This window comes from Vulgatibacter sp. (genome assembly GCF_041687135.1).
GTDB lineage: Bacteria > Myxococcota > Myxococcia > Myxococcales > Vulgatibacteraceae > JAWLCN01.
Window position 1 is genome coordinate 703,037 of record NZ_JAWLCN010000002.1, and the last position, 24,933, is coordinate 727,969.

The following is a 24,933-nucleotide window of genomic DNA, read 5'->3' on the forward strand; positions in this document are numbered from 1 at the left end:
AGGTAGCCGTCGGGCCGGCGGGCGACAAAGGGGAAGATTTCAGGTACAGATGATCCAGACTCATCCGTCTCGATCCGCCGACCTGGCCCCGGAGCCGATGCCCTCTCGCATGCCATCGCCGTCCGCGCTGCGGACCTTCGACGCCGCCGCGAGGCTGGCGAGCTTCAAGGAGGCGGCGCGCGAGCTGCACGTCACGCCCACCGCGGTCTCCCACCAGATCCGCGCGCTCGAGGTGCAGATCGGGGTGGCGCTCTTCGTCCGCCGCACCCGTGCGGTCGAGCTGACGGAGGCGGGCGCGCGGCTGGCATCTGCGACCCGGGGCGCCTTCCAGCAGATCGAGGACGCCCTCGAGACGATCGTCGAGGCCGAGAACGTGCTCACGGTGAGCACCACCCCCGCCTTCGCCGCGCTCTGGCTCGTTCCCCGGCTCGCCGCGTTCGAGCGCCGCTTTCCGCAGCTGCGCGTGCGCATCGACGCGGCCACCACCCCCGTCGACCTGGCGCGCGATCGGCGGATCGATCTCGCCATCCGCTACGGCGTGCCGGGGCAGGTGCGCCTGCCGTCGCGGCTCCTCGTCGAGGAGCGCCTGGGCGCCTACGGCGCGCCGGCCTACCTGGAGCAGTTGGCGGGCTTCGACGCCGCGGCGCTGCTCGAGACCGAATGGCAACGCGAGGGGCTGCCGGGGCGGTCCTGGGCGATGTGGGCCGAGGCTGCAGGCCTGTCCGGCGGCGGCCTCGCCCGCCGGGTCCGCCGCTTCGGGGACGAGCACCACGCCGTCCAGGCCGCGCTGGTGGGGCAGGGCCTTTTCCTCGGAAGCGAGCTCCTCGTCGCCGACGTGGTGGCCCGAGGCTGGCTCGTGCGCTACCGCCCCGAGGTCTCGATCCCCGGCCTTGCCTACACCGCGGTGTGGGGCGCCGCCGGCGTCCCCTCCCGGAAGGTGGAGCGCTTCGTGGACTGGCTCGCGGACGAGCTCGGCGGGCTCCCGCCCCGCGGCTAAAAAACGGCCCGCACCGGTGTCGCCGGTGCGGGCCGAAAAGTGCCGAAGCCGCCCTGTAAGCCGGGTTCTGGATCCCGCTTTCTACAAAGCGGGCGACGGACATTCGTCTAGGCCTGCCGTTGCCGACAGGCTCGAGCGGGCGTACCCGGAGGTCTGGGACGGGCAGCCCCTGCCTTCCCCGAAAGGAAAGCGCCTCCCTATTCGCCCTTGCTTCAGGTGGGGTTTGGCCTGCCACCCCTGTCACCAGGGGTGCGGTGCGCTCTTACCGCACCCTTTCACCCTTACCGGCCCCGAAGAGCCGGCGGTTTGCTTTCTGTGCCACTTTCCGTCGGGTTGCCCCGCCTGGCCGTTAGCCAGCACCCTGCCCTGTGAAGCCCGGACTTTGCCTCCCGTGGGCCCTCTCGGGACACCACCGGCGTCCGCCCGGACGACTTCGGCCCGAGGGAGATAACACGGAAAAGGCCGGGATTGTTCGTCCATCGCCGCAGCGCCCGTTTCCGCGGGAAAGCCCCCGCCAACGAAAAGGGCGGACCCGATGGGGCCCGCCCTGCCTTCCGCAGCGTTTCCGCGGAAAGAAAATCGAGGCGCTCTACGCCGCCGGCGCGGGCGGCTCCACGGGCGCTCCAGCAGGCGCCTTCTCCTTCTTCGTGGCGAAGAAGAGCAGCGCGACGCCGATGGTGATCGCCGTATCGGCGATGTTGAAGACCGGCCACTTCCACACCGAGATCATGTCGGTGACCTTGCCGTCGAGGAGGCGGTCGACGGCGTTGTTCAGCCCGCCCGCCACCACCAGCGAGAGCGCGATCATCCCCACCGGCTTCTCGGCGATGGCCCGCAGGCCCCAGACCACGAAGCCGAGCAGGACCACCGCGCCGACCCCGAGCACCCAATGGGGCAGGTCCTCGAACGCCGAGAAGGCGACGCCGCGGTTGTACGCCAGGCGCAAGCTGGCGAAGCCGGGCATCACGTGGATCGGATCGGCGGCGAGGCTCGCCTCCGCCCAGATCTTCGTCACCCAGTCGAGAACCGTGGTGACCAGGAAAATGGCCGCCCCCAGAACGAGCATCGAACGCTTCACCGCCAAGCCTCCCTCGAGCGGCCCCAACCCGGCGCCTTCCGGCGCTATTCCGCCGGACGCCCGCCCGGCTACTACCACGACGCTTCCCGGGCGACGAGCCTCAAGGCGCATGGACCGACGGCGCCGCCGCAGGCAGCACCTGCTCCAGGAACCCACCGAAGAGGTCGTTGAATTGCACCGGGTGGCTCAAATAGGGCGTGTGCCCCGCCCCCCGGATCTCGAAATAGCGCCCTGCCGGCAGGTGGTCCGCCAGCTTCCGCGCCGACCGCAGCGGGATCACCCGGTCCTTCGTCCCGTGGACGAGGAGCACGGGCACCTGGAGCCGCGGCAGCAGCGCGAAGAGATCGGTGGAGAGCACCGCGCTCACCCGCCGGAACATTTCCGCGGAAGAGATCAGCCGCGACTCGCGGACCAGCTCCCGGCGCGCCGCCTCGTCCAGATCGGGCCCGCCGATCACCCGCGCCGCCGCCGGGGCGGCGAGCCAGGCCAGCGGCCGCGGCGCGAGCATGGCGCCGGAGAAGGCGGCGTAGCGGCGGGGCACCATCATCCCGCTCGCCAGCGCGGAGACGAGGACCAGCCCCGAGATCCGCTGCCCGAGCTGCGCCGCGGCGCTGATCGCCACCAGCGAGCCGAAGGAGGTGCCGAGGAGGACGGGGCGATCGAGCCGGTGGAGGTAGTCGACCAGCACCCGCGCCAGGCTCTCGATCGGATTGCCGGGAAAGGGCATCGCGAGCGGCCCGGTCAGCGGCCGCAGATCGAAGCGCCGCGCGAGGGGCGCCTGCCTGGCAAAGGAGCGCCCCGACGCCGCGAGGCCGGGAACGCAGACCACCGCCCGCGCGGGATCGTGGAGCCCGTCGGGAAAGAGGAAGCGCCGCAGCGGCAGGCCGTCGACCTCCTCGTCGCGGAAGGCGAGGCGGAAGCCCTCGGGGATCTCCCCGCGCGTCGGCAACACCGGGCGTTCAGTGGACATCCTCGAGCTCCTCGAGCTGCGTTTCGATCCAGCCCGCCACCTGCTCCCGCAAGGCGTGGAGCGCCGCCTCGCCCGCCCGCGGCGCAGGGGGCGGAAAGGGCGCACCGATCCGGAAACGAAAGCGCGCCGGCAGCGGCGCGGCACCCAGTCCCACCGCCAGCGGCACGGCATATTTCTCGTGGCCGGCCAGCAGCGCCAGAGGCCGCATCTTCGCCACCACCCGGTAGGTATCGTCGATTCCCGCACCCGCCACCGGAACGATGGGCACCTGCGCCGCCTGCGCCACGCGCACCCACCCCAGCGCGCGCTCCCAGGCGAGGCGGTGCCGCGCCTCCCTCGCCTTGAAGACCTCGCGGGCGCCCCCGGGGTAGCAGACCACCAGCCGCCCCTCGCCGAGCATCCGCAGCGCGTTCTCGCGGGTGCCGAGGACGCCGCCGATCGCCTCGAGGGCCGCCCGCATCGGGGGCAGCGCGCAGAGGTAGCGCTCCGCCAGCCCCACCGGGGCGCGGCCGGTGGCCCTCCACACCAGATAGAAGAAGACCGGGGTGTCGAGGCCGTAGAGCCCGTGGTTGGCCACCACCAGCGCAGGTCCCCCGGGCAGATGCTCGGCGCCCTCGAGCTGCGCCCGGTGGTAGCGCGCCTGCGCCGCGGCGATCCGCGCGGCGATGGCGAAGGGCACGTTCGGGCTGCTGGTGTCGGCGTTGTCCGGAGGCAGAGCCATGCCGAGATCAAGGTGGCCATCGAGCGGCGGGTGCGCCCCCCGCACGAGCAGGAAACGAAGGAAGGCATGAGAGCCCAGCCCACGATCGCCATTGTCGGAGCAGGCTACGGCGGTCTCACTGCTCTGGGCAGGATCCTCCAGCTCCTGCCGCACGCCCGCCTGCTCCTCGTGGAGCCGGGTGAGCTCCACGTCGAACGGGCGCGGCTCCACCGGGCCCTGCGGGGCGAGCCGGTGGCGTGGCGCCTCGAGGAGTGCCTGCCGCCCGGGGTGCGCTGGATCCGGGAGCGGGCGGTGGAGGTCGGCGCCCACTTCGTCCGCACGCAGAACGAGCGCATACCGGCAGACCACGTGATCGTCGCCGCCGGCGCAAGGCCGCGCAAAGCGCCCACACCCGCCATCTCCGCCTGGGATCTCGCGGGCATCCGCCGCATCCGCCGCCAGCTGCGCGACGAGACCCGCGTGGTGGTCCTCGGCGGCGGCCTCACCGGCATCGAGGTCGCCTGCGCCATCGCCACCCGTTTCCGCGGAAAGAACCAGGTCGAGCTCCGCGACCGCGGCTCGCTCCTGCTCCCCAACCTGCCTGCGTCGGTCCGCACCGCGGTCGAGGCGGCGCTCGAGAAGCTCCACGTCGAGGTGCGCCTCGGCCTGGACGAGCCGCCGCCCCCGAACGTCGTCGCGGTGGCAGCGACGGGCGCCGATCCCTGCGCCATCCCCGGCGAGGGGGCGCTGCGGGTCGGCGACGCCGACCCCTTCAACCGCCTCCGCTGCGCGCAGATCGCAAGGCTCCAGGGCCAGCGCGCCGCGGCGGAAGTCGCCCGCCTCCACGGCGTGAACGTGCAGCTACCGCAGGTGGAAATGCTCGGCCAGGTGATCGATCTCGGCGCCGCCGGCGCCACCGGCTGGGTCACAGCCGGCGGCATGCAGCTCCCCCTCCCCGCCCCCGCCGCGGCGCTGGGGCTCGAGGCGGTGGCGGTGCGCCACCGGGCCTTCCTCCGCACCCTGCCCTTCTTCTCGGGCAGGGCGGAGAACGACGCCGGCCCGGGGCTGGCGCGTTCGATCTTCGAGCGGCTGGCGTCCCCCGCCACCGGCCCCGCTCCCTAGAACGCCGCGTCAAAGACCACCTCGCCGCTCACCCCCACCTGGTAGGCGGAGACCCGCCGCTCGAAGAAGTTGGTGAGCTCCTGCACGTCCTGCAGCTCCATGAAGGGGAAGGGATTGCGGCTCCCCCACCGCGGCTGCATCCCGAGCAGGAGCAGCCGCTGATCGGCGACGTATTCGAGGTAGGTGCGCACGTCGCGGACCGAGAGCCCGGCCACGCCGAGACCGAGCAGATCCTCGGCGAAGAGCACCTCCGCCTCGATCGCCTCCTCGAGCATCCGCACCACGTCGGCCTCGAGCCCCGCGTCGAAGAGGGAAGGCTCCTCCCGCCGCACGGTCTCGATCACCGAGAGCGCAAAGGCCATGTGGGCGCTCTCGTCGCGGAAGACCCAGTTGGTACCGGAGGCGAGGCCGTGGAAGAGCCCGCGCGAGCGGAGGAAGTAGACGTAGGCGAACGCGGCGAAGAAGAAGAGCCCCTCGACGCAGCAGGCGAAGGCGATGAGGTTGCGCAGGAACGCCCGCCGCTCGGAAGCGCTCCCGAGTCGCTCCACGCCGTGGATGGAGTCGATCCAGCGCATGCAGAACGAGGCCTTGGCGCGGATCGAGGTGATCTGCTCCACAGCGGCAAAAGCAGCGGCGCGCTCGGCCTGGTCGGGCACGTAGGTGTCGAGGAGCGTGAGGTAGAACTGCACGTGCAGCGCCTCCTCGTAGACCTGGCGCGACAGGTACATCCGCGCCTCGGGCGCGTTGATGTGGCGGTAGAGGTTCAGGACCAGGTTGTTGGCGACGATCGAATCGCCGGTGGCGAAGAAGGCCACCAGCCGGTGGATCAGGTGGCGCTCGCCAGGCGTGACCCTGCTGCGCAGATCGACGAGGTCGGTGGCGAAGTCGACCTCCTCGACGGTCCAGGTATTGGCGATGGCGGCCTTGTACATCTCGTAGAATTGCGGGTAGGCCATCGGCCGCAGGGTGAGCTTCATGCCGGGATCGAGGAGCCTCACTGGCAGGCCTCGCAGCTCTCGGGGTTCTCGAGGGAGCACGCCACCGCAGAAGCCGCAGCAGCTGGCGCCACGGTCGCCTTGGCGATCCGCGTCGCCGGTCGCGAGCGCAGGTAGTAGGTGGTCTTCAAACCCCGCTTCCAGGCGTAGAGGTACATCGAGGAGAGCACGCCGATGCTCGGGCTCTCGACGAAGAGGTTGAGCGACTGGCTCTGGTCGACGAAGGGGCCGCGCTCCGCCGCCATGTCGATGAGGGATCGCATCGGCAGCTCCCAGGCGGTGCGGTAGACAGCGCGCACCGCCGCGGGGATCTCCTCGATCCCCTGCACCGATCCTTCCGCCAGCTTGATCCGGTTGCGGACCGCCTCGGTCCAGAGCCCGCGCCCGCGCAGCTCCTCGACCAGGTAGCGGTTGATCACGAGGAACTCGCCGGAGAGGGTCTCCCGCTTGAAGAGGTTGGAGACCTGCGGCTCGATGCATTCGTAGCAACCGGCGATCGAGGCGATCGTCGCGGTGGGCGCGATCGCCACCAGCAGCGAGTTGCGCAGGCCGTGTTCGTCGATGCGCGCGCGCACCCCCGCCCAGCGCAGATCGCTCGCCTCCGCGCCCCAGAGATCGAATTGCAGCTGCCCCGCCGCAGCCCGGGTCTCGCCGAAGGCCGGATGGGCGCCGCGCTCCGCCGCCAGATCGCAGGAGGCGGAGAGCGCCGCCAGGTAGATCGACTCGGCGATCCGCCGCGACAGCGCCCGGGCCTCGGGCCCGTCGAAGGGCAGGCCGAGCTGGAAGAAGACGTCCTGCAGCCCCATCACCCCCAGCCCCACCGGACGCCAGCGCTGGTTCGATCGCGCCGCCTCGGGGACCGGATAGAGGTTGCGATCGATCACGTTGTCGAGCTGGCGCACCGCCACCTGCACCGTCTCCTCGAGCCGCGCGAAGTCGAAGGCACCCCCCGCCACGAACCGGCCGAGGTTGACGGACCCCAGGTTGCAGACCGCCACCTCCCCGCCGCCGGTGACCTCGACGATCTCGGTGCAGAGGTTGGAGAGGTGCACCGTCCGCCCCTCGCCCACCTGGTTGCAGCGCGCGTTGCACGGATCCTTGAACGTCATCCAGCCGTTCCCGGTCTGCGCCAGCGTCCGCATCATCCTGCCGAAGAGCTCCCGTGCATCGACGGTGCGCACCGCGAGCCCCGCCTCCTCCGCCGCCTCGTAGGCGCGGTCGAAGGCCTCGCCCCAAAGGTCCGGCAGCGTGGGCACGGTGGCGGGATCGAAGAGCGACCACCGCCCACCCGCCTCGACCCGCCGCATGAAGAGATCGGGGATCCAGTTGGCGAGGTTGAGATGATGGGCCCGCCGCCCTCCGTCCCCGGTGTTGTCGCGGAGCTCGAGGAAATCCTCCACGTCTGCATGCCAGGGCTCGAGGTAGACACACGCGGCGCCCTTGCGCTTGCCGCCCTGGTTCACCGCCGCCACCGACGCGTCGAGGGTCTTGAGCCAGGGGACGATGCCGTTGGAGTGGCCGTTGGTGGAGCGGATCAGCGATCCCGCGGAGCGCACGCGGTGCCAGGCGACGCCGATGCCGCCGGAGAACTTCGAGAGCAGAGCGATGTCGCGGTAGCGCGCGTAGATCGCCTCGAGGCTGTCGTCGGGCGAATCGAGGAGAAAGCACGAGGAGAGCTGCTCGTGGCTCGTCCCCGCGTTGAAGAGCGTGGGCGAGCTCGGCAGGTATTCGAGCCGGGAGAAGAGCCCGTAGAGCCGGATCGCCTCCTCGATGCTGTCGCTCACCGCCACCGCCACGCGGAGGAAGAATTGCTGCGGCGTCTCGATCACCGCGCGGCTGTGCGGATGGCGAAGGAGGTAGCGATCGGCGAGGGTGCGCAGGCCGAAATATTCGAAGTGGCGATCCCGCGCCGGATCGATCGCCGCGTCGAGCGCTTCCGCGTGCGCCGCCACCAGGCGGGCGAGGCGCGGCGCCACGAGCCCGAGCTCGTGGCCATGGGCGATCGACGCGGAGAAGCTCTCGATCCCCTGCCCCCGGACCTCCTCCTCGACGAAGACGGAGAGGAGCCGCGCAGCGAGGCGCGCGTACCCAGGCTCCTCGGCGGTGAGCGCCGCCGCGGTCTGGATCGAGAGCTGGTCGAGCTCGCGGGTGGTGGCGCCGTCGTAGAGGCCGCTCACGGTGCGCGTGGCCACCCGCAGCGGATCGACGTGTTCCAGCCCGTCGCTGCAGCGCCGCACCCGCCGCACGATCTTCTCGAGCTCCACCGGCTCGAGGCTTCCGTCCCGCTTGCGCACCCGCATCGTCACCGCGGGGGCTCCATCCGTCATCGCCTGCATGCTGCACCCGAAAGGCGACCCCGTCGGTCGCCGGGAAACGGGCCTTGCAGGAAAAGGGCGCAGCGGGACGGAAACGAGGCGTGGGAGAGCACGCGCTGCCGGCCTGCCGGCCTCCCCACGAGGCCCAGGTCAGCGCACGCGCGTCACGCGCGGGCGCATCGCCGGCAGGTCTTCGGACTCGTGGGCGTGCGGCTCCGAAAAGAGCCACTCCTACTGGTCGCCGCTTCCCAGCCTCGAAAAGAGGCCAGTGCTCGATGGCGACGTTCGTTCCCACTCACCGCTGCGGGGGCAGTCCCGGTTTTCCACCGGGTTCCCTTTCGAAGCCTCCGGCCCTTGCTCGGCCTTCGGCACCGACGACGGGGGCCAAGCTAGGGGGCGAGGCGTCGCCTTGTCAACGGAGCTTCGCTCACCGATCGGCCGGCGCTCTAAGGCCCCTCGTCCCGCGAGACGAGGGCGACCTCGAGCGTGCAGCGCTCGTAGTCGTCGGGGATGGAGGTGGCCCAGGCCACGTCCACGAAGCCGTTGCCGTCGAAATCGCCGACGGCGATGTCGTAGACGTAGCGGAGAAACTCGTCGTCGGTGCCGGTGGCGGCGAAGACCAGCTTCCACCCCGTCCCGTCCCAGCCCAGCGCCTCGACCCGGTTCCTGTGCATGCCGGCGAAGAGATCGGCCCGCCCGTCGCCGTCGAAATCGGCGGCGTGGCCGAAGCCCGCCCGGCGCTCGTGGATCGTCTGCCACCGCTCGAAGCCGCCCCTGCCGTCGCCCCGATGCACCCAGGTCTCGGGGATGCCGTAGCCGTCCTCCTTGATCGGCGCGACCACCGCGTCGAGGTGGCCGTCGCCGTCCACGTCGGCGAGCAGGCTGATGCCATGGAGGAAGCCGGGATCGCCGAGCTGCGAGGTGACCGTCGCCCCGAAGCCGTCCGCCGCCCCCAGGATCGTCACCAGCCCCCCGTGCCCACCGAAGACCACGTCGTGCCTGCCGTCGCCGTCGAGGTCGCCCGACGCGAAGGTGGGACGCTGCCTCGGCCGGAACGCCTGCACGTCGTAGGGCTCCAGCCACGCCTCCGGCTGCGCGAAGCCCCCGCCCTCGAGACCACGGGCCCAGGTGAAGTACCAGCTCCCGTAGAGCCCGAGCAGATCGGCCCGCCCGTCGCCGTCGACGTCGCTCAGCTCCAGCCGCTCGAACGCGGAGAACGGCGCAGGCCCCAGCGCCTCCACCTTCTCGAGGAGCGGCACCGGCGCGGCAAAGCCACCGGCACCGTTGCCGCGCATCAGCCCCGACGAGCCGTAGAGCTCCGCGCCCCACTTCCTCGCGAAGAGATCGAGGTGGCCGTCGCCGTCGACGTCGCCGACCTGCGGCGCAAGCCAGCCGTCGATGCTCCAGCCCTCCCCGCTCTCGAGGGGCAGGCCGGTGAGCATCTCCCGCTCGATCCGGTAGAGCTTCTGCACGTCGCCGGCGACGAGCAGATCGTCGCTCCCGTCCTCGTCGGCGTCACCTGCGGCGAGACGCAGGTGCTGGCCGGCCACGGTGAGCTGGATCCGCCGATCCTGGTAGCCGAGATCCGGCGCAACAATCGGCTCCTCGTCCTCATATAGGCTCGAGCACGAGACCTCCCGCCGCACGCCCTCCTCGTCGGTGCGGAAGCAGCCGCCCTCCATCTCCGGCCCGAAGCCGATCAGATCGCAGCCGCCACCGAGCAGCGGCAACAGAAGAACGAGCCGGCGCATGGCCTCCCCCCGTGCAGACGACCTCCACTTTACGTGCACCGCACCGCCGGGGGAAGCCGCCGCGCGGCAACTGCCGCCCCGAGCCCAAAAACGCTCGACGTTCTGCGGCTTTGACACCCAACGCCCCGCCTCCTATAACGCCCGGTCCGACCTACCTTGAGGACGCTCCCGATGCCCGAGGCCGCTTCCGCACCGCTCGTACAGGTCGACGCTCCGCAGGCGCCGCCGCGCCCCGACGTCCCCGCTCCGGACACGCCGGCAGGTGCGCCGGCTGGCCCGGGCCCAGCGGCGCCGGCGCCCACCACCGCCGAGGAGGGCACGGCCCCGGTGCAGGCCCCCGCCCCCGACTTCGTCGGCTGGGCGATCCTCGGCATCCTCCTCGCGCTCCTCGTGGCGGTGGCCTTCAAGCTGCTGCAAAAGAAACGCAAGGAGCGCGAGGAAGCGGCCCCGACCCTGCCGCCGAAGCGCGAGCGCCTCGAGATCCCCGGCGCCGAAGCGCGCGAGCGCGAGCGGGTCGGGGAGCAGGCCGTCGCCGGCCGCGAGGCGGAGGCCCGCCGCAAGGAGGAGGAGGCCGCCCGCCGCAAGGCGGAATACGACGCCCGCAAGAAGGCCGAGCGCGAGGAGCGCGAGCGCCGCCGCGCCGAGATCGCCGCCCTGCCGCCGGAGGAGCGCGCCGCCCGCGAACGCGCCCTCGAGGAGGAGATCCGCGCCGCCCGGGCAGCGGAGGAGGAGGAGCGCCGCCGCCTCCGCATCGAGGAGGAGGAACGCCGCAAGGCCGAGTACCAGGCCCGCAAGGAGGCGGAGCGCGCCGAGCGGGAGCGCAAGGCCCGCGAGAAGGCGGAGGCCGAAGCGGCGCGGCTCCAGGCGATCGAGGCGGAGCGCGAGCGCAAGGAGCAGGAGCGGCTCGCGGCCCTGGAGGCACAGCGGCAGAAGATCGCGGCGGAGGGGGGCAAGACGCTGCTCGAGGGGCTGACCCGCACCCGCGAGGGCGGCTTCGTCGCCCGCATCGCCGGCCTCTTCGGCGGCAGGGCGGAGGTGGATCAGTCGAGCATCGGCGAGCTCGAGGAGATCCTCTTCACCGCCGACATCGGGGTGAAGACCTCGATGAAGCTGGTGGAGCATGCGCAGGAGCGCCTGCAGCGCAGGGAGCTCTCCAACCCCGACAAGCTCCGCCAGACCATCCGCGGCGACATCGAGGAGATCCTCGCCACCGCGCAAGCTGGCGCGGCGCCGGGTCTGGACGGCCTCGGCCTGCCCATCGGAGCAAAGAAGCCCTGGGTGATCATGGTGGTGGGCGTCAACGGCGCCGGAAAGACCACCACCATCGGCAAGCTCGCCGCCAAGCTCAAGGCCCGCGGCAAGAGCGTGCTGCTGGCCGCCGGCGACACCTACCGCGCCGCCGCCACCGAGCAGCTCGACGTCTGGGCGGAGCGCGCCGAGGTGCCGATCGTCAAGGGGGCGGAGAACGCCGATCCCGCCGGGCTGATCTTCGAGGCGGTGCAGCGCGGCGTGGCAGAGGGCGTCGACGTGGTGATCGCCGACACGGCAGGCCGCCTCCACACCCGCGCGCCGCTGATGGAGGAGCTGAAGAAGGTCAAGCGGGTGGTGACCAAGGCCCGCGAGGGCGCGCCGGACGAGATCCTCCTCGTCCTCGACGCGACCATGGGCCAGAACGCCATCCAGCAGGCCCGGCAATTCCACGACGCCCTGGGCGTCACCGGCATCGTCCTCACCAAGCTCGACGGCACGGCGAAGGGCGGCGTGGTGATCGGCATCAGCGACGAGCTCAAGATCCCGGTGCGCCTCGTGGGCATCGGGGAATCGCTCGCGGATCTCCGCCCGTTCGAACCGAAGGAATTCGTCGACGCCCTCTTCGGCGTGGCCTGACGCGGCCCGCAGAACGAAAACGAAAGAAGCACCATGCGCCCCACCGTCCTCCTCTTCGACATCGACGGCACCCTGATCACCTCCGGCACCTCCGCGCGGCGGGCGATCGAGCGCGCCTTCGAGAAGCACACCGGCAGGCGCGACGCCTTCGGCTTCCCCTTCGACGGCATGACCGACCGGGCGATCGTCCGCATCGCGCTGCGCAACATCGGCATGGACGCGGACGAGGCGGCGATCGACGCCTTCCTGCCGCTCTACCTCGAGGTGCTCGAGGACGAGATGGCGAAGGCGCCGCTCTTCCGCGTGCACCACGGCATGGAGCGCGCGGTGGACACCGCCCGGGGCCGGGACGGCTTCGCGGTCGGCCTGGGCACCGGCAACGTGAAGGCCGGCGCCGCGGTGAAGTTGAAGCGCGCCAGGCTCCACGACCGCTTCCCCTTCGGCGGCTTCGGCTGCGACCACGAGGATCGCCCCACCCTGATCCGGATCGGCGCCGAGCGCGGCGCGGCGCAGCTCGGGGTGCCGCTCGCCGAGTGCCGGGTGGTGATCATCGGCGACACGCCGAAGGACGTGCACGCTGCCCAGGCGATCGGCGCCGAATGCATCGGCGTGGGCACCGGCCATTTCGGGCCGGCGCAGCTCCTCGCCTGCGGCGCCACCAGGGCCTTCCGCCACCTGGGCGAAGAGGGCGCGCTCGAGGCGGTGCTCGGCCACTGACGCCGAGCGGTGCTCCCATACGGCCCGGCCAATCACCTCACCGCAACAAGGGGGCGGACGAGTGGTTGGCCAACGGCGGCGTCGGCTTCATGTTCTGAGCCGGGGGGCAGGAAGGCGCAGGGTCGCCATGGCTTCGTCACTCGATCGAGGCATCCATCCGGACGTAGAGGTAGGATGGTGGGCCGGGGGACGATCGAGGGGCGGCGCCGCGTTGACATCCCCCGAGGAAGCGGAGAGGACGGGCGGATGGCGATTCCCAACCAGGTGCGAGAACAGGCGGCGGAGCAGCCGCCCGAGATCTTGGCAGAGGTGGCGCCGCTTCCGGCGGACGCCGGGGTTGGCCGCGCCCCGACCGGCTACATGCTGCGCACCCTGGTGCAGGGGATGCGCCCCCACCAGTGGGTGAAGAACGGCTTCCTCTTCGCGCCGCTCGTCTTCAGCCGGAACCTCTTCCACCTCGAAGCCTTCCTCACCGCGGTGGCAGCGTTCTTCCTCTTCTCCGCCGCGGCTTCCGCCGTCTACCTCGGCAACGACGTCCTCGACGTGGAGGCCGACCGCAAGCACCCGGTGAAGCGCTTCCGGCCCATCGCCTCCGGCGCCCTGCCGATCCCGCTCGCAGCGGGGATGGCGGCCTTCCTCGCCGGCGGCTCGGTGGCGGTGGCCACCGCCATCGACTTGGCCTTCGCCGCGGTGATCCTCGGCTACCTGGTGATGAACACCGCCTATTCGGTGAGCCTCAAGCGGATCGCCTACGTGGACGTCGGCGTGATCGCCACCGGCTTCGTCCTCCGCGTCCTCGCCGGCGCGCTGGCGATCGCCGTGCCCACCTCCAACTGGCTCTTCGTCTGCACCTTCGCCCTCGCGCTCTTCCTCGGGCTGGGCAAGCGCAAGCACGAGCTCCTGGTGGCGGTGGAGTCGGGACACGACGGCACGAAGGCGCGCAAATCCCTGAAGGGCTACCAGCTCCGCCACGTGAACGTCGCGCTCCTGCTGGCAGGCGTCCTCGCCGCTGCGAGCTACGTGCTCTACACGGTGGCCCCCGAGACCCACGAGAAGTTCGACACCTACCTCCTCGCGCTCACCCTGCCCTTCCCGGCCTTCGGGATCTGGCGTTTCAACCAGCTGGTCAGCCACTCGGCCCGGGCGAGCAGCCCCACCGAGGCGCTGATCACGGACCCGCCCTTCGTGGCGAACATGGTGATCTGGGGCGTCGCGGTGGTGGCGATCCTCTACTCCGCGCTCTCGGGCATGCCCACGCCGGTCTGAACGGCGAATTGCCGGATCCGTCCGCCGGAGGTAGAAAGCACGACGGACGGAGTCACCGAGCGTCTTGCATCCCGATCGCTACGAGTCGTGGGGGCGTTTTCCCAAAGTCTGCAGGCAGGAAGTCCGCTCGCTGCGTTTTCGCAGCGATCCCCTTCCGGAAGCCGAAGGCCCCCTTCTGCCCTACGGCCTCGGACGCTCCTACGGCGACAGCTGCCTGAACGAGGGCGGCACCCTCCTCTCCACCACGAACCTCGACCGGCTGATCCACTTCGATCACGAGCGCGGGATCCTGCGCTGCGAGGCGGGCGTGTCGCTGGCGGAGATCCTGCGGCTCACCGTGCCGCGGGGCTGGTTCCTCCCGGTGACGCCGGGCACGAAATTCGTCACCCTCGGCGGCGCCATCGCCAACGACGTCCACGGCAAGAACCACCACGCCGACGGCACCTTCGGCAGGCACGTGCGCTGCTTCGAGGTGCTGCGTAGCGACGGCACCCGCCACCTCTGCTCGCCGGAGGAGAACGCCGGGCTCTTCCGCGCCACCATCGGCGGCCTCGGCCTCACCGGCGTCGTCACCTGGGCCGAGTTCCAGCTCCGGCCGGTGAGCAACCCGCTGATCGAGGCGGAGTCGGTGCGGATCCGCAGCCTCGACGAGTTCTACGAGGTCAACGCCGCCTCGGAGGCGGACTACCGCTACACCGTCGCCTGGATCGACGTGCTCGCCAGCGGCAGGAACCTCGGCCGCGGCCTCTACAACCGCGGCAACCACGCGGCGCCGGTCACCGCCGATCTGCCGAAGCTGCGCTGGGGTTCCCGCCTCGCCGTGCCGCTGGACGCGCCGGGCTGGGCGATCAACCCGCTCACCGTCCGCGCCTTCAACTTCGCCTACTATCACAAGCAGCTGCGGCGGGTGCAGGCGGGGCTGCTCCCCTACGAGCCCTTCTTCTACCCCCTCGACGCGGTGGCGAAGTGGAACCGCGTCTACGGCAAGCGGGGCTTCTTCCAGTACCAGTGCGTGGTGCCCACCGGCTCGGAGGCGATGCGCGAGATCATCCGCACCATCGCCCGCTCCGCGGAGGCCTCGCCGCTGGTGGTCCTCAAGACCTTCGGCGATCTGCCCTCGCCCGGGATGCTCTCCTTCCCGCGGCAGGGGATCACCCTCGCCCTCGATTTCCCCAACCGCGGGGAGCGCACCTTCCGCCTCTTCGAGGAGCTCGACCGGCTCGTCGCCGACGCGGGCGGCGCCCTCTACCCGGCCAAGGACGCCCGGATGCCGCCGGCGATGTTCCAGCGTTCCTTCCCACGGTGGCGGGAGTTCGCCACCTACGTCGATCCGCGGTTCTCGTCTTCCTTCTGGCGCCGCGTCACCCACGAGTTCTGAACCCTATGAAACGAGTCCTGATCCTCGGCGCCACCTCGGCGATCGCAGAGGAGACCGCGCGCCTCTTCGCCTCGAAGGGCGACCGCATCTGCCTGGTCGGCCGCAGGCCCGAGCGCCTCGCGGAGATCGCCGCCGACCTGCGGGTCCGCGGCGCGCCGCAGGTGGAGACGCTGGTCTCCGACCTGAACGAGACCGAGCGCCACGGTGCGCTGATCGACGGCGCTGCGGAGGCCCTCGGCGGCCTCGACACCGCCCTCCTCGCCCACGGCACCCTGGGCGACCAGGCCGCGAGCCAGGCGGACTGGACGGTCGCCGCCAGTGAGATCCACACCAATTTCCTCAGCGCCGCCTCGCTGCTCACCCTGCTCGCCAACCGCTTCGAGGCGCAGCGGCACGGCGCCGTCGCGGTGATCTCCTCGGTGGCCGGCGATCGCGGCAGGCAGAGCAACTACGTCTACGGCGCAGCGAAGGCGGGGCTCACCACCTTCACCGACGGCGTCCGCAACCGCCTCGCGCCCCTCGGCATCACCGTGGTCACGGTGAAGCCCGGCTTCGTCGACACGCCGATGACCGCCCACCTGCCCAAGGGCCCGCTCTTCGTGAAGCCGGACGTGGTGGCCCGCAGCATCCACCGCGCGCTGGCGAAGGGCGGCAACGTGCTCTACACGCCGTGGTTCTGGCGCTTCATCATGGCGATCATCAAGGCCGTGCCCGAGGCGATCTTCAAGAAGCTCAAGCTCTGATCGGGGAGCCGCAGCGCCCCCGCCCTTCGCGGTAGGATGGCGGCATGCGCGAAAAGAACAGGCTCGCATGGCTCTTCGAGCCGGTGCCGATCGCACCGCTCGTCTACCTGCGCATCGCCTTCGGCTACCTGGTGGGCATCGACGCTGCCCGCTACCTGATCCACGGTTTCGCCACGCGCTACTACGTCGAGCCGGCCTTCCTCTTCAAATACTACGGTTTCGAGTGGGTGCATCCCCTGCCCGGCGTGGGGATCTACCTCCACTTCGCCGCGCTGGTCATCCTCGCGGCCTGCGTCGCAGCGGGGTTCCTCTACCGGATCGCCGCACCGCTGCTCTTCCTCGGCTTCACCTGGGTCTTCCTGCTCGACCAGGCGCTCTACCTCAACCACTTCTACCTGATCGCGCTGATCGCCCTGCTCCTCGCCCTCGTCCCGGCGCATCGGGCCCTCTCCGTCGACGCGCGCCTGCGCCCCGCCCTGCGCTCGACCACGGCGCCCGCCTGGACCATTCGCATCCTCCAGGTGCAGCTCGCCGTGGTCTACGTCTACGGCGCCATCGCCAAGCTCAACGCCGACTGGCTCCTCGAGGCGCAGCCGCTCACGATGTGGCTCGCGTGGAGGGCCGATCTCCCCATCCTCGGCCCGGTCCTCGCGCTGCCGGCGACGGCGTGGTTCTTCAGCTGGGCGGGGCTGCTCTTCGATCTGCTCGTGGTGCCCGCGCTCCTCTGGCGCAGGACCCGGATCGTCGCCTGCGTCGCGACGGCGTCCTTCCACCTGCTCAACGCGGTGATCTTCCAGATCGGCATCTTCCCCTGGATGATGCTCGCCGCCACGGCGCTGCTCTTCCTGCCGGGTTGGCGCCTCGCCCGCCCGGAGCGGTGGACGGCGCCATCCCCGCAGCCCGCCCCCAGGCCGAGCCCCCTCGTCGCCGCCGCCCTCGCTGGCTGGGTGCTCGTGCAGCTCGTCGTGCCGCTGCGCCACTGGCTCTACCCTGGCGACGTGCACTGGACCGAGGAGGGGCACCGCTTCTCGTGGCGGATGAAGCTCCGCCAGAAGTCGGCCGAGGCGACCTACTGGGCAGTGGATCGAAAGACGGGGGAGCGCTGGCGCGTGCCGGTGGAGGAGCTCCTCGGCGAGTTGCAGCTCCAGCGCCATCCGGTGCGGCCCGACATGGTCCTGCAGCTCGCCCACTGGCTCGCTGCGCGGGAGGAGGGGGCGCGGGGCAGTCCGGTGGCGATCCACGCGGAGGTGCGGGCCTCCCTGAACGGCAGGCCGCCGCAGCTCCTCGTCGATCCCACGGTGGATCTCGCGGCGGTGCCGCGCGATCTGCGGCCCGCCGCCTGGATCCTGCCGCTCGGCGCTGACGCGCCGCCGGAGCGCGACAGCCGGCCAGCGATCGCGGGGGAGTGACCGGCTACTTCGCCGATTCGACCCAGCTCGTCTGGATCAGGGTGGAGAAGCGCTCGTCGACGCTACCGTCGGGCAGGAGGTACTGGCCCTCCTCCACCACCACGCCCTCGACGCAGCCGTCGGCGATCACCGCGCCGGTGTTCGCGTGGGGGCTCGCCGCGTCGGTGGGGCCGGACCAGAGCTCGCTGAGCAGCACGTACTCGACGCCGGGCTCGTTCACCGGGATCCGGCTCATCGGCGCGGGGATGGTGTCGTTGCCGCCGATGTCGGCTGCGTTGCGCGAGTTCCAGGCCACCACGTTGGTGTAGCCGGCGTTGCGCCGCTTGGCGGGCTCGAGCGCGAGCAGATCGGCGCAGGTGAGCCTCTCGCCGTTGGGGCGCGTCGGGTGGAACATGGTCACACCCACCGAGGCGATCCGGTAGCCGGTGACCTCCTTCGGATAGCGGCTGAAGATGTAGAAGCTCGCGCGCTGGACCTGATCGTCCGGCCCCCTGGCGCCGACGTCGATGCATTCGTCCTCGACGCAGATCGCGTCGATGTGGTGCTCGAGGCCGTAGGCGCATTTGGGCATCTGGATGCACGCGGGCGGCTGGTCGTTGATTCCGTCGCCCCCGCCCCCGCCGCTGCCGCCAGCGCCGGCAGCATCGTCCTCGCCGCCACCACAGGCAGCAGCCACCATCACGAGACCCAGCAGCGCACGGCGCGACATCGTTCCTCCAGGGCAGCGGCGCGAAGGCGCCGCGGGATCCATCGCCGCGCGGCGGGAATCCCTTCGCTCGAAATTCGATCGGTGCCCGTCCTTACCACAGCGGCAGGCCTTGCTGCACGTCGCAGCGTGCCATCACCCGACGTGTCCGGGCGCTCACGGCAGCGGCGCCCCGGCACGCGGCAGCCCCGCCACCGCGCCCAGATGCTGCACCACCGCCGCCCCGACCCGGGCGGCGAAGCCGAGGTGGGCACGCAGCCGCTCCACCGGGATCCCCTCGGGACGGACCCCGCCCCGCAGCTCCTCTGCGATCCGCACCAGCAGCGCCGCCATGAAGCCGTCGCCTGCGCCGGTGGCGTCGACGAGCGCCACCTGCGGCGCCGCCACCGCCCCCTCGTCGCCGGCACGGGCCCAGACCGCCCCAGCGGCGCCGCGGGTCACCACCGCCAGCCCCACACCCCGGCGCACCAGCTCCCTCGCCGCCTCGCCGGGCGCCTCGGCGCCGGTGACGAAGGCCGCCTCCTCGGCGGCGATCTTCACCACGTCCGCGCCGGCGCAGAGCTCGTCGAGCAGCAGCCGGAGCCGGTCGGGCTCGCGCCAGCGGTGGAGCCGCAGGTTGGGATCGAGGGAGATCACCGCGCCGCTCTCCCGCCCCAGCGCGAGGAAGCGCCGGGTCGCCTCCACGCCGGGCTCGAGCAGGAGCGTGTTGCTGCCGGCGTGGACGATTCGGCTGGCGGCGATCCGCGCGGGATCGACGTCCTGCAGATCGAGGAGCATGTCGGCGGAGGGCGCGCCGTAGAAGTCGAAGCGCCGCTCGCCCCGCTCGTCGAGGGCGATGAAGGAGAGGCCGGTTTTGCCCGCAGCGCTCTTGCGCAGGCCGCCGCAGTCGATCCCCTCGCCTTCGAGCGAATCTTCGAGGAAGTGGCCGAATTCGTCGGCGCCGACCACGCCGCTGAAGGCGACGCTGGCGCCGAGCCGCGCGGCGCCGATGGCGACGTTGGCCGGCGCGCCGCCGCTGGTCACGGCGAAGTGGCGCACGTCCCGCATCCTGCCCCGCTCCTGCGGCAGGAAGTCGACGAGGGCCTCGCCGACGCAGAGCAGATCGAAGCGGCGATCGTCCATCCCGCTGCCCCCTACCCCTCGATCCCCACCTGCGCGAGGAAGTCGAGGGATCGCGGATTGCGTCCCAGCACCTGGTGGGTGAAGCGGCGCACCAGGTTGCGCACCCGGGCCCGCAGCTGCGGCTCGGCGATCGAGGCGGCGAAGGGCGGCGCCTGCTGCAGCGCCTCCATCGCCTCCCGCACCGGCGCCTCCACCCGCACCGCGCCGGCGAAGGCCATCGACGTGCAGCTGCCGCAGACCGCGCCGCCGTGGGGCGGATCGAAGAGGATCGTTCCCTCCACCGGCCCGCCGCAGATCGTGCAATCGGAGAGGCGGGGCGAGAGCCCCACGTGCTCGAGGGCCGCGAGCTCGAAGGCGAGGAGCGCAGCGGGATCCGCCTCGCGGACCGCGAGCTGCCCGAGGTAGGCGCGGAGCGCGTCGTAGAGCTCCTCGTGGGCGACCCGCTCCTTGCAGAGCTCCCTGCACAGCTCCGCCGCGTGTCCCGCGTGGCCGAGGCGGGCGAGGTCGAAGCGCAGGCCGGCGTGGGCCTCCTCCACCATGCAGGAGGAGAAGAAGAGGAGATCGCCCCGCCGCTCCGCCAGCTCGACCCGCAGGACGGTGAAGGGCTCGAGGGCCCCGGCGAAGCGCCGCTTCGATTTGCGTGCGCCGGCGGCGAAGGCGCCGAGCTTGCCCCGCTCCCTGGTGAGGAGGGTGACCACGCGATCGGAGTCGCCGTAGTCGAGGCAGGAGAGAACGATTGCTTCGCCGGAGAAATCCCCGGGCCTCACGCCAGCCACGTGGACCTCAAGCCAGCAACCACCAGGCGAGCGCCGCGAGAAAAGGCGCGGCCAGCCCCGCCATCCAGGGCCACGGCGAGGGCGCCGGCGGAACGACCATCGCCGGCTTGGCTGCGGGCTCGGAGGATTCGGGCAGCCCCATCGCCCGGCGCCATTCGTCGTAGCGGGCGACGAGCTCGTCCGGCCCCAGCCCCACCGCCCGCGCGTAGGCCCGCAGGTAGCCCACCACGAAGACCCGCGCCGGCAATTCGTCGAAGCGCTCGCCCTCGAGGGCCTGGATCGCCGCGGGGGAGAGCTTCGTCTCCCGCGCCACGTCCACGAGCTCGAGCCCGCGAAGCTCTCGCTGCTGCGCCAGGTAGCGGCCGAAGCTCTCCATCAGCCCTCCGGGATCATCGCGGCCTGCCGGGTGCATTCGTCGCCGAGCTCCTCGTCCTTCGCCTTCTCTACGCAGGCGAGGAAGGAACGCCGCGCTGCCTCGTCCTTCCCCTGCTCGAGGAGCACGAGGCCGAGGCGGTAGTCGGCGTCCGGCTCCTTCGGGCAGGTCTTGCCGTAGCGCTCGAGGAGCCGCATCGCATCGTCGAGCTCGCCCTGGCTCTGGGCGATCTCGGCGAGGTTGCGGTAGCCGAGGCAGAAACCCGGGTTGTTGGAGACGGCGGCGCGCAGGTGCATGAGCGCCCCCTCCACGTCACCCTTCTTGTATTTGCACCAGCCGAGGTTGTTCTCGGCGAGGTAGGGCTCCCGGTAGAGGAGATCGCCGCGGGCCTCGTCGAGCAGCGGGATCGCCTCGTCGCAGCGTCCCTGCGCGGTGAGCGCCGCGCCGAGGTTCACCTTCGCCTCGCTGTAGCCGGGCTTCAGCTCGATCGCCTTGCGGTACTGCACCACCGCTGCGTCGAGCCGCTGGAAATAGAGGTGGAGCAGCAGGCCGTAGAGGTTGCGCGCCTCGGGATTCTCCGGGTCCTTCTCGACCGATTTCTCGATCTCCGCCAGCGCCGCGCGGGTGTCACCCGACGCCAGCGATTGCTGCGCGAGGCGCTGGTGCACCTCTCCCAGCTCGCGATCCTTCTGCGAGACGCCGCCACACGCGGCAAGGACGAAGACGAGGACGAGGACGAGGACGAGAAGCTTGCGCATGTTCCCTAGAAGCTTGCGAGCAGGCGACCGAGGCGAGCGAGCTGCCCGGGCGACGGGGTGAAGGTCGGGGTGAGGGAGCCCCCGGCGGGGCCCGGCGTTCCGAAGGCGCCGGGCGCCTCCGCCGGACGAACGGGCTGGGCCTCGTCGGCCTCGGTCTCGCCGCCGCGCTGCAGGCGCGAGAGGATGCGCGCCAGCTCGACGTGGCCCAGATCCGCGGGCACCACGTCCATCATGAAGCCCATCGATTCGCAGAAATGCCACGCCTCCTCCACCGCCTCGTGGAGCACGGAGAGGGGCAGGTTCTGCTTCTCGTAGACCCAGACCGCCGGCTCCCTGGCGAGCACGAGCCAGAGGGAGACGTAGATGGAGACGGTCTCGCTGCTCGTGCGCAGCGCGACCACGAAGGCTTGCGACGACTGTGCCTGCCGCCCCGGCACCGCCACGTGGGGCTGGTTGCTCGACTCGGCGAGGTAGGCGATCGACTCCCGGTTGACCGGAAGCTCCTGGATGGTCGGATCGAAATGGAACACGGCCGCTCCCCGCGTGTGCGGCCCTACAGCAACGGAAAACGGGCGATCCGTCAAGCACTTGGCCCTGTGGGCAGCCAGGGGCGATCAGACGCCCCGCGTCTCCGCGCCCCAGATCAGCTTGTGGAGCTGCAGCTGCAGCCGCGCCTCGATCCCGGTCTCGAGGATCCAGGCCGCCAGATCCTTCGGCTCCACCTTGCCGTGGACCGGCGAGAAGAGCAGCGCCGCGTGCCTGCCCTCGAGCTCGAGGCGCCGCACCAACTCCACCGACCAGCGGAAGTCGGCCTCGGAGCCGATCACGAATTTGAGCTCGTCCCGCGGCCCCAGGGTGCGCAGCCAGCCGAGGTGCTCCTCGGTGGCGCCCTCGCCGGAGTCGGGGGTCTTCACGTCGACGATCTTGATCACCTGCGGAGGCAACCGATCCCACCGGGCCTGGCCGTGGGTCTCGATCGCGACCTCGTAGCCCCGATCGACGAGCTCCTGCGCCAGCTGCGGCAGCTCCTTCTGCAGGAGCGGCTCGCCGCCGGTGAGGGTCACGTAGCGGGTGGGATGGCCGGCCACCTCGGCGAGGATCTCCTCGCGGCTCCGCTTGGTGCCGTTGTGGAAGGCGTAGGCGGTGTCGCAATAGCCGCAGCGGAGATCGCAGCCGGTGAAGCGCACGAAGACGCACGGGCGCCCGGCACGGGTGGATTCTCCCTGGATGGAGAAGAAGATCTCGGTGACTGCCATCGCCATGGTGTGCTTCCGGTAACGAGCGGGGGAGCGGTGCTAATCCGGCGCGGCCCCGGCGTCAACCAGCCACCGACGCGGCCACGGCGTCGACGGACACGGCGCGGGGCTACTCCGCCCGAATCGCAGCCCGCGGGGCCTGCGCCATCGTGGTCGGTGCCTCGGTGCCGAGCCGGGTGCGGAGCCGGCGGTGCTCCCGGTTCACCTTGCGGGCGAAGGCGAGCCAGCGCTCCGGCACCTCGCCCGTCTCGGAGAGGGCCTTCTCCACCGCGCCAGGCCCTGCATTCCACGCGGCGAGCGCGCGCTCCCTGGTGCGAAAGCGCCGCTCCATCATCGCGAGGTAACGAATGCCGAAGCGCAGGTTCGCCACCGACTCCGGCTCGAAGGCCGCCTTCTCCGGCAGCTCCTCGTGGCGGGCGATCTCCTTGAGCGTCACCGCCCGGAGCTGGAGCAGCCCGCGGGCGTTGGCGTTGGAGACGGCGTCGGGAAGGAAGTCGCTCTCGACCTCCATCACCGCGAGGATGAAGAGCGAATCGAAGCCGGCGCGGCGCGCCTCCTCGACCACGGCGGTGGCGACCTGCCGGCGGAGCAGCGGATCGATGCTCACCGGCGCCCGCCACTCCAGGTACCGCGCCACCCGTTCGATCTCGGGGTCGACCGCCACGTGCGGGACCACCGGCTTCGGGCTCGGCGTGATGCTCCAGGGCATCGCCGCGGCGGTCCCGAATGCCAGCAGGCCGATCGCCCGGAGCGGCCAGCGCGCGCGTACCTTCATCCACCCTCCTGCCGCCGTCGCGGCGTCCACGACCTGCCCGAGCGAACCAGCCGGGCAGGCGAGCGGCGATAGATAGCGGCGGCCCCGCACGGCGGCAAGGGGCGAAAAGTAGGCGGTTATCCCACCCGATCAGGCGGTGGGCTTCTCTGCGCCGCCCTTTTCGGGGCGCGCCTGCTGTGCGGCGCTCCAGCGGCGCGCCTGCTTCGAGAGCTTTTCCAGCCTGCGGGAGAGGCGGTTCACCTGCTGCCCGAGCTCCGCGATCTGCGGCCTGGTGGCGACGCCCATCCGCTCGAAGGCCTTCTCCGGCAGCCCCTCGAGGCGCTTGAGCACCTCGGTGCCGGTCTGCTCGGCGCGGCTGCGCAGCTCCGCCGCGTGGGAGAGGAGCTCACCGCTCTTCACCTTCGCCACCAGCTCCTCGAGCTCCTTGCGCGAGGCCGAGCCCCGATCCGCCAGCTCGCGGATGCGCTTCTGTGCCTCGTTCTCGTACTGCTGCAGCCGCTGCTCCACCGCTGCCAGCTGCTCCCGCCAATTCTTCCGGGTCTCCATCGGCCTGTCCCCCTGCTGCATGACGCAGCGCGTTGCGAATTCCACCCACGGTCTATAACGCGTCGCGTCGCCCTGTCAATCCGCCAGCCCATCAGGGGATCTCCGGAGCGCGGCGATCTGTTCAGCGACCGATGGATGAAGTAGATCGCGCCCGCCCGCAAAACCCCGGAGCCCACCGTGTACGGCCTGCTGCGCGCCTTCCTCTTCCTCTTCGAGCCCGAGCGGATCCACCGCTTCGTCTCGCGCCTGATCCGCTTCCTGGGAAAGCACGCCGGCCTCGCCGCGCTTCTGCGGCGCCGCCTCGCGGTGGAGGACGAGCGCCTCGCGGTCCGGGCCTTCGGCCTGCGCTTTCCCTCGCCGCTCGGTCTCGCAGCGGGCTTCGACAAGGGCGAGGGCCTGGCAGCCGGCCTCTTTGCCCTGGGCTTCGGCTCGGTGGAGGTGGGAACGATCACCCCGCGACCGCAGCCCGGCAACCCGCAGCCGCGCATGTTCCGCCTCCCGGCGCAGCAGGCGCTGATCAATCGGATGGGGTTCAACAACGCAGGTGCGGCGGAAGCCTCGACCCGCTACCGCCTCCTCGCCTTCCGGCCGGGCCCGCTCGGGATCAACCTCGGCAAGAACAAGGAGACGCCGGCGGAGCGCGCGGCGGAGGACTACCTCGCCGCCTTCGACGCCCTCGCGGACGTCGGCGACTATTTCGTGGTCAACGTCTCCTCACCCAATACCCCGGGCCTTCGCGACCTCCAGGCGCCGGAGGCGCTCCGCTCCATCCTCGTGCCCCTGGTGGCGGCGGCGCAGGCGCGGGGCGGCAAGCCCGTGCTCCTCAAGCTCGCCCCCGACCTCGCCGACGAGGACGTCGACGCCCTCTCCGATCTCGCGCGGGAGGTGGGCCTCGCCGGCCTCATCCTCGCCAATACCACCATCGGCAGGCCCACGGCGGAGGGGGAGCCGGTGGCGAAGGAAGCGGGCGGAATGAGCGGCGCGCCGCTGCTCGGCCGGGCGCTGGCGCTGGTGTCGCGGGTCTACCTTCGCCACGGCAGCCGCCTGCCGATCATCGGTGTCGGCGGCATCTTCGACGCCGACGACGCCTGGCGGATGATCCGGGCGGGCGCCACCCTGGTGCAGGGCTACACCGGCTTCATCTATGGCGGCCCGGGCTACGCCCACCGGATCGAGCGCGGCCTCCTGCGCCACCTCGAGCAGGCGGGCCTGCCCGGCATCGAGGCGGCGGTGGGCCTCGACGCCCGGGAAGGCGCCGCTACCCCGTCGGCGCCGGCGCGGCTCGGCGTGTGA

The 24,933-nt window shown here is 71.4% G+C and carries 24 protein-coding genes, 1 other RNA gene and 1 riboswitch; of the genes, 9 read left to right on the plus strand and 16 right to left on the minus strand.

Features of this window, described 5'->3' with window-relative positions:
- The first annotated feature begins 109 nt into the window (after positions 1-109).
- Positions 110-997, plus strand: a complete 888-nt coding sequence (locus ACESMR_RS06890; RefSeq protein ID WP_373046220.1) for a LysR substrate-binding domain-containing protein — start codon at positions 110-112, stop codon at positions 995-997.
- Between the two features lie 40 nt (positions 998-1,037).
- On the opposite strand, the gene rnpB is transcribed toward ACESMR_RS06890, so the two are convergent.
- From rnpB to ACESMR_RS06910, 4 genes are all read right to left on the minus strand, one after another.
- Positions 1,038-1,432: RNase P RNA component class A (gene rnpB, locus ACESMR_RS06895), an RNA gene on the minus strand.
- A 154-nt stretch (positions 1,433-1,586) separates the two neighbouring features.
- The gene (lspA, locus tag ACESMR_RS06900) at positions 1,587-2,075 is read right to left on the minus strand and encodes a signal peptidase II (protein ID WP_373046221.1); all 489 of its coding nucleotides are present in this window, start codon (positions 2,073-2,075) and stop codon (positions 1,587-1,589) included.
- Between the two features lie 100 nt (positions 2,076-2,175).
- A complete protein-coding gene (locus ACESMR_RS06905) occupies positions 2,176-3,045 on the minus strand; it encodes an alpha/beta fold hydrolase (RefSeq protein ID WP_373046223.1) in 870 nt (289 codons plus the stop codon).
- Entirely contained in the window at positions 3,035-3,766 is a 732-nt protein-coding gene (locus ACESMR_RS06910; RefSeq protein ID WP_373046224.1) for a 1-acyl-sn-glycerol-3-phosphate acyltransferase, read from the minus strand. Before ACESMR_RS06910 ends, ACESMR_RS06905 begins: the two co-directional genes overlap by 11 nt.
- Before the next feature lie 66 nt (positions 3,767-3,832).
- Between ACESMR_RS06910 and ACESMR_RS06915 the strand changes: the two genes are divergently transcribed.
- Entirely contained in the window at positions 3,833-4,867 is a 1,035-nt protein-coding gene (locus tag ACESMR_RS06915; RefSeq protein WP_373046226.1) for an FAD-dependent oxidoreductase, read from the plus strand.
- Here ACESMR_RS06915 and ACESMR_RS06920 read toward each other — a convergent pair.
- The 3 genes from ACESMR_RS06920 to ACESMR_RS06930 all read right to left on the minus strand — a co-directional run bounded on the left by ACESMR_RS06920 (position 4,864) and on the right by ACESMR_RS06930 (position 9,928).
- Positions 4,864-5,865: a ribonucleotide-diphosphate reductase subunit beta gene (locus tag ACESMR_RS06920; RefSeq protein WP_373046227.1), complete on the minus strand. Its 1,002-nt coding sequence runs from the start codon at positions 5,863-5,865 to the stop codon at positions 4,864-4,866. The two genes, ACESMR_RS06915 and ACESMR_RS06920, sit on opposite strands and share 4 nt — an antisense overlap.
- A complete protein-coding gene (locus ACESMR_RS06925; protein WP_373046229.1) occupies positions 5,862-8,189 on the minus strand; it encodes a ribonucleoside-diphosphate reductase subunit alpha in 2,328 nt (775 codons plus the stop codon). Before ACESMR_RS06925 ends, ACESMR_RS06920 begins: the two co-directional genes overlap by 4 nt.
- A gap of 154 nt (positions 8,190-8,343) precedes the next feature.
- Positions 8,344-8,568: riboswitch (cobalamin riboswitch) on the minus strand.
- A gap of 55 nt (positions 8,569-8,623) precedes the next feature.
- Complete coding sequence (locus ACESMR_RS06930) at positions 8,624-9,928, minus strand: FG-GAP repeat domain-containing protein (RefSeq protein WP_373046230.1); 1,305 nt, start codon at positions 9,926-9,928, stop codon at positions 8,624-8,626.
- A gap of 171 nt (positions 9,929-10,099) precedes the next feature.
- Here ACESMR_RS06930 and ftsY point away from each other — a divergent pair, with 171 nt between their 5' ends.
- The 6 genes from ftsY (at position 10,100) to ACESMR_RS06960 (ending at position 17,328) form a co-directional block, all read left to right on the plus strand.
- Positions 10,100-11,815, plus strand: coding sequence for a signal recognition particle-docking protein FtsY (ftsY, locus tag ACESMR_RS06935; RefSeq protein ID WP_373046232.1), 1,716 nt, complete (start codon positions 10,100-10,102; stop codon positions 11,813-11,815).
- A 33-nt stretch (positions 11,816-11,848) separates the two neighbouring features.
- A complete protein-coding gene (locus tag ACESMR_RS06940; protein WP_373046233.1) occupies positions 11,849-12,532 on the plus strand; it encodes an HAD family hydrolase in 684 nt (227 codons plus the stop codon).
- Between the two features lie 246 nt (positions 12,533-12,778).
- Positions 12,779-13,798: a decaprenyl-phosphate phosphoribosyltransferase gene (locus ACESMR_RS06945; RefSeq protein ID WP_373046236.1), complete on the plus strand. Its 1,020-nt coding sequence runs from the start codon at positions 12,779-12,781 to the stop codon at positions 13,796-13,798.
- A 64-nt stretch (positions 13,799-13,862) separates the two neighbouring features.
- Positions 13,863-15,176 carry an FAD-dependent oxidoreductase gene (locus ACESMR_RS06950; RefSeq protein ID WP_373046237.1) on the plus strand — a complete coding sequence of 438 codons (1,314 nt, stop codon included), beginning with the start codon at positions 13,863-13,865 and terminating at the stop codon, positions 15,174-15,176.
- A gap of 5 nt (positions 15,177-15,181) precedes the next feature.
- Positions 15,182-15,919: an SDR family oxidoreductase gene (locus tag ACESMR_RS06955; protein WP_373046239.1), complete on the plus strand. Its 738-nt coding sequence runs from the start codon at positions 15,182-15,184 to the stop codon at positions 15,917-15,919.
- A 44-nt stretch (positions 15,920-15,963) separates the two neighbouring features.
- Complete coding sequence (locus ACESMR_RS06960) at positions 15,964-17,328, plus strand: HTTM domain-containing protein (RefSeq protein WP_373046240.1); 1,365 nt, start codon at positions 15,964-15,966, stop codon at positions 17,326-17,328.
- Between the two features lie 4 nt (positions 17,329-17,332).
- On the opposite strand, the gene ACESMR_RS06965 is transcribed toward ACESMR_RS06960, so the two are convergent.
- The 9 genes from ACESMR_RS06965 to ACESMR_RS07005 form a co-directional block, all read right to left on the minus strand.
- Positions 17,333-18,037, minus strand: coding sequence for a hypothetical protein (locus ACESMR_RS06965; protein ID WP_373046241.1), 705 nt, complete (start codon positions 18,035-18,037; stop codon positions 17,333-17,335).
- Between the two features lie 153 nt (positions 18,038-18,190).
- The gene (locus ACESMR_RS06970) at positions 18,191-19,156 is read right to left on the minus strand and encodes a carbohydrate kinase family protein (RefSeq protein ID WP_373046243.1); all 966 of its coding nucleotides are present in this window, start codon (positions 19,154-19,156) and stop codon (positions 18,191-18,193) included.
- A gap of 11 nt (positions 19,157-19,167) precedes the next feature.
- Positions 19,168-19,932 (minus strand): DNA repair protein RecO, encoded by a 765-nt coding sequence (gene recO, locus ACESMR_RS06975; protein WP_373046245.1) that lies wholly within the window; start codon positions 19,930-19,932, stop codon positions 19,168-19,170.
- Positions 19,933-19,939: 7 nt separating this feature from the next.
- Complete coding sequence (locus ACESMR_RS06980) at positions 19,940-20,308, minus strand: helix-turn-helix domain-containing protein (protein WP_373046247.1); 369 nt, start codon at positions 20,306-20,308, stop codon at positions 19,940-19,942.
- On the minus strand, positions 20,308-21,063 hold the full coding sequence (gene tgl / locus ACESMR_RS06985; RefSeq protein WP_373046249.1) for a social motility TPR repeat lipoprotein Tgl: 756 nt from the start codon (positions 21,061-21,063) through the stop codon (positions 20,308-20,310). The genes ACESMR_RS06980 and tgl overlap by 1 nt, the downstream gene beginning before the upstream one ends.
- Positions 21,064-21,068: 5 nt before the next feature.
- A complete protein-coding gene (locus tag ACESMR_RS06990) occupies positions 21,069-21,593 on the minus strand; it encodes a hypothetical protein (protein ID WP_373046251.1) in 525 nt (174 codons plus the stop codon).
- 84 nt (positions 21,594-21,677) lie between these two features.
- Positions 21,678-22,325 (minus strand): radical SAM protein, encoded by a 648-nt coding sequence (locus ACESMR_RS06995; protein ID WP_373046253.1) that lies wholly within the window; start codon positions 22,323-22,325, stop codon positions 21,678-21,680.
- A 103-nt stretch (positions 22,326-22,428) separates the two neighbouring features.
- On the minus strand, positions 22,429-23,094 hold the full coding sequence (locus ACESMR_RS07000) for a transglycosylase SLT domain-containing protein (protein ID WP_373046255.1): 666 nt from the start codon (positions 23,092-23,094) through the stop codon (positions 22,429-22,431).
- A 129-nt stretch (positions 23,095-23,223) separates the two neighbouring features.
- The gene (locus tag ACESMR_RS07005) at positions 23,224-23,640 is read right to left on the minus strand and encodes an MbeD/MobD family mobilization/exclusion protein (RefSeq protein WP_373046257.1); all 417 of its coding nucleotides are present in this window, start codon (positions 23,638-23,640) and stop codon (positions 23,224-23,226) included.
- Positions 23,641-23,817: 177 nt separating this feature from the next.
- Between ACESMR_RS07005 and ACESMR_RS07010 the strand changes: the two genes are divergently transcribed.
- Positions 23,818-24,933 carry a quinone-dependent dihydroorotate dehydrogenase gene (locus ACESMR_RS07010; protein WP_373046259.1) on the plus strand — a complete coding sequence of 372 codons (1,116 nt, stop codon included), beginning with the start codon at positions 23,818-23,820 and terminating at the stop codon, positions 24,931-24,933.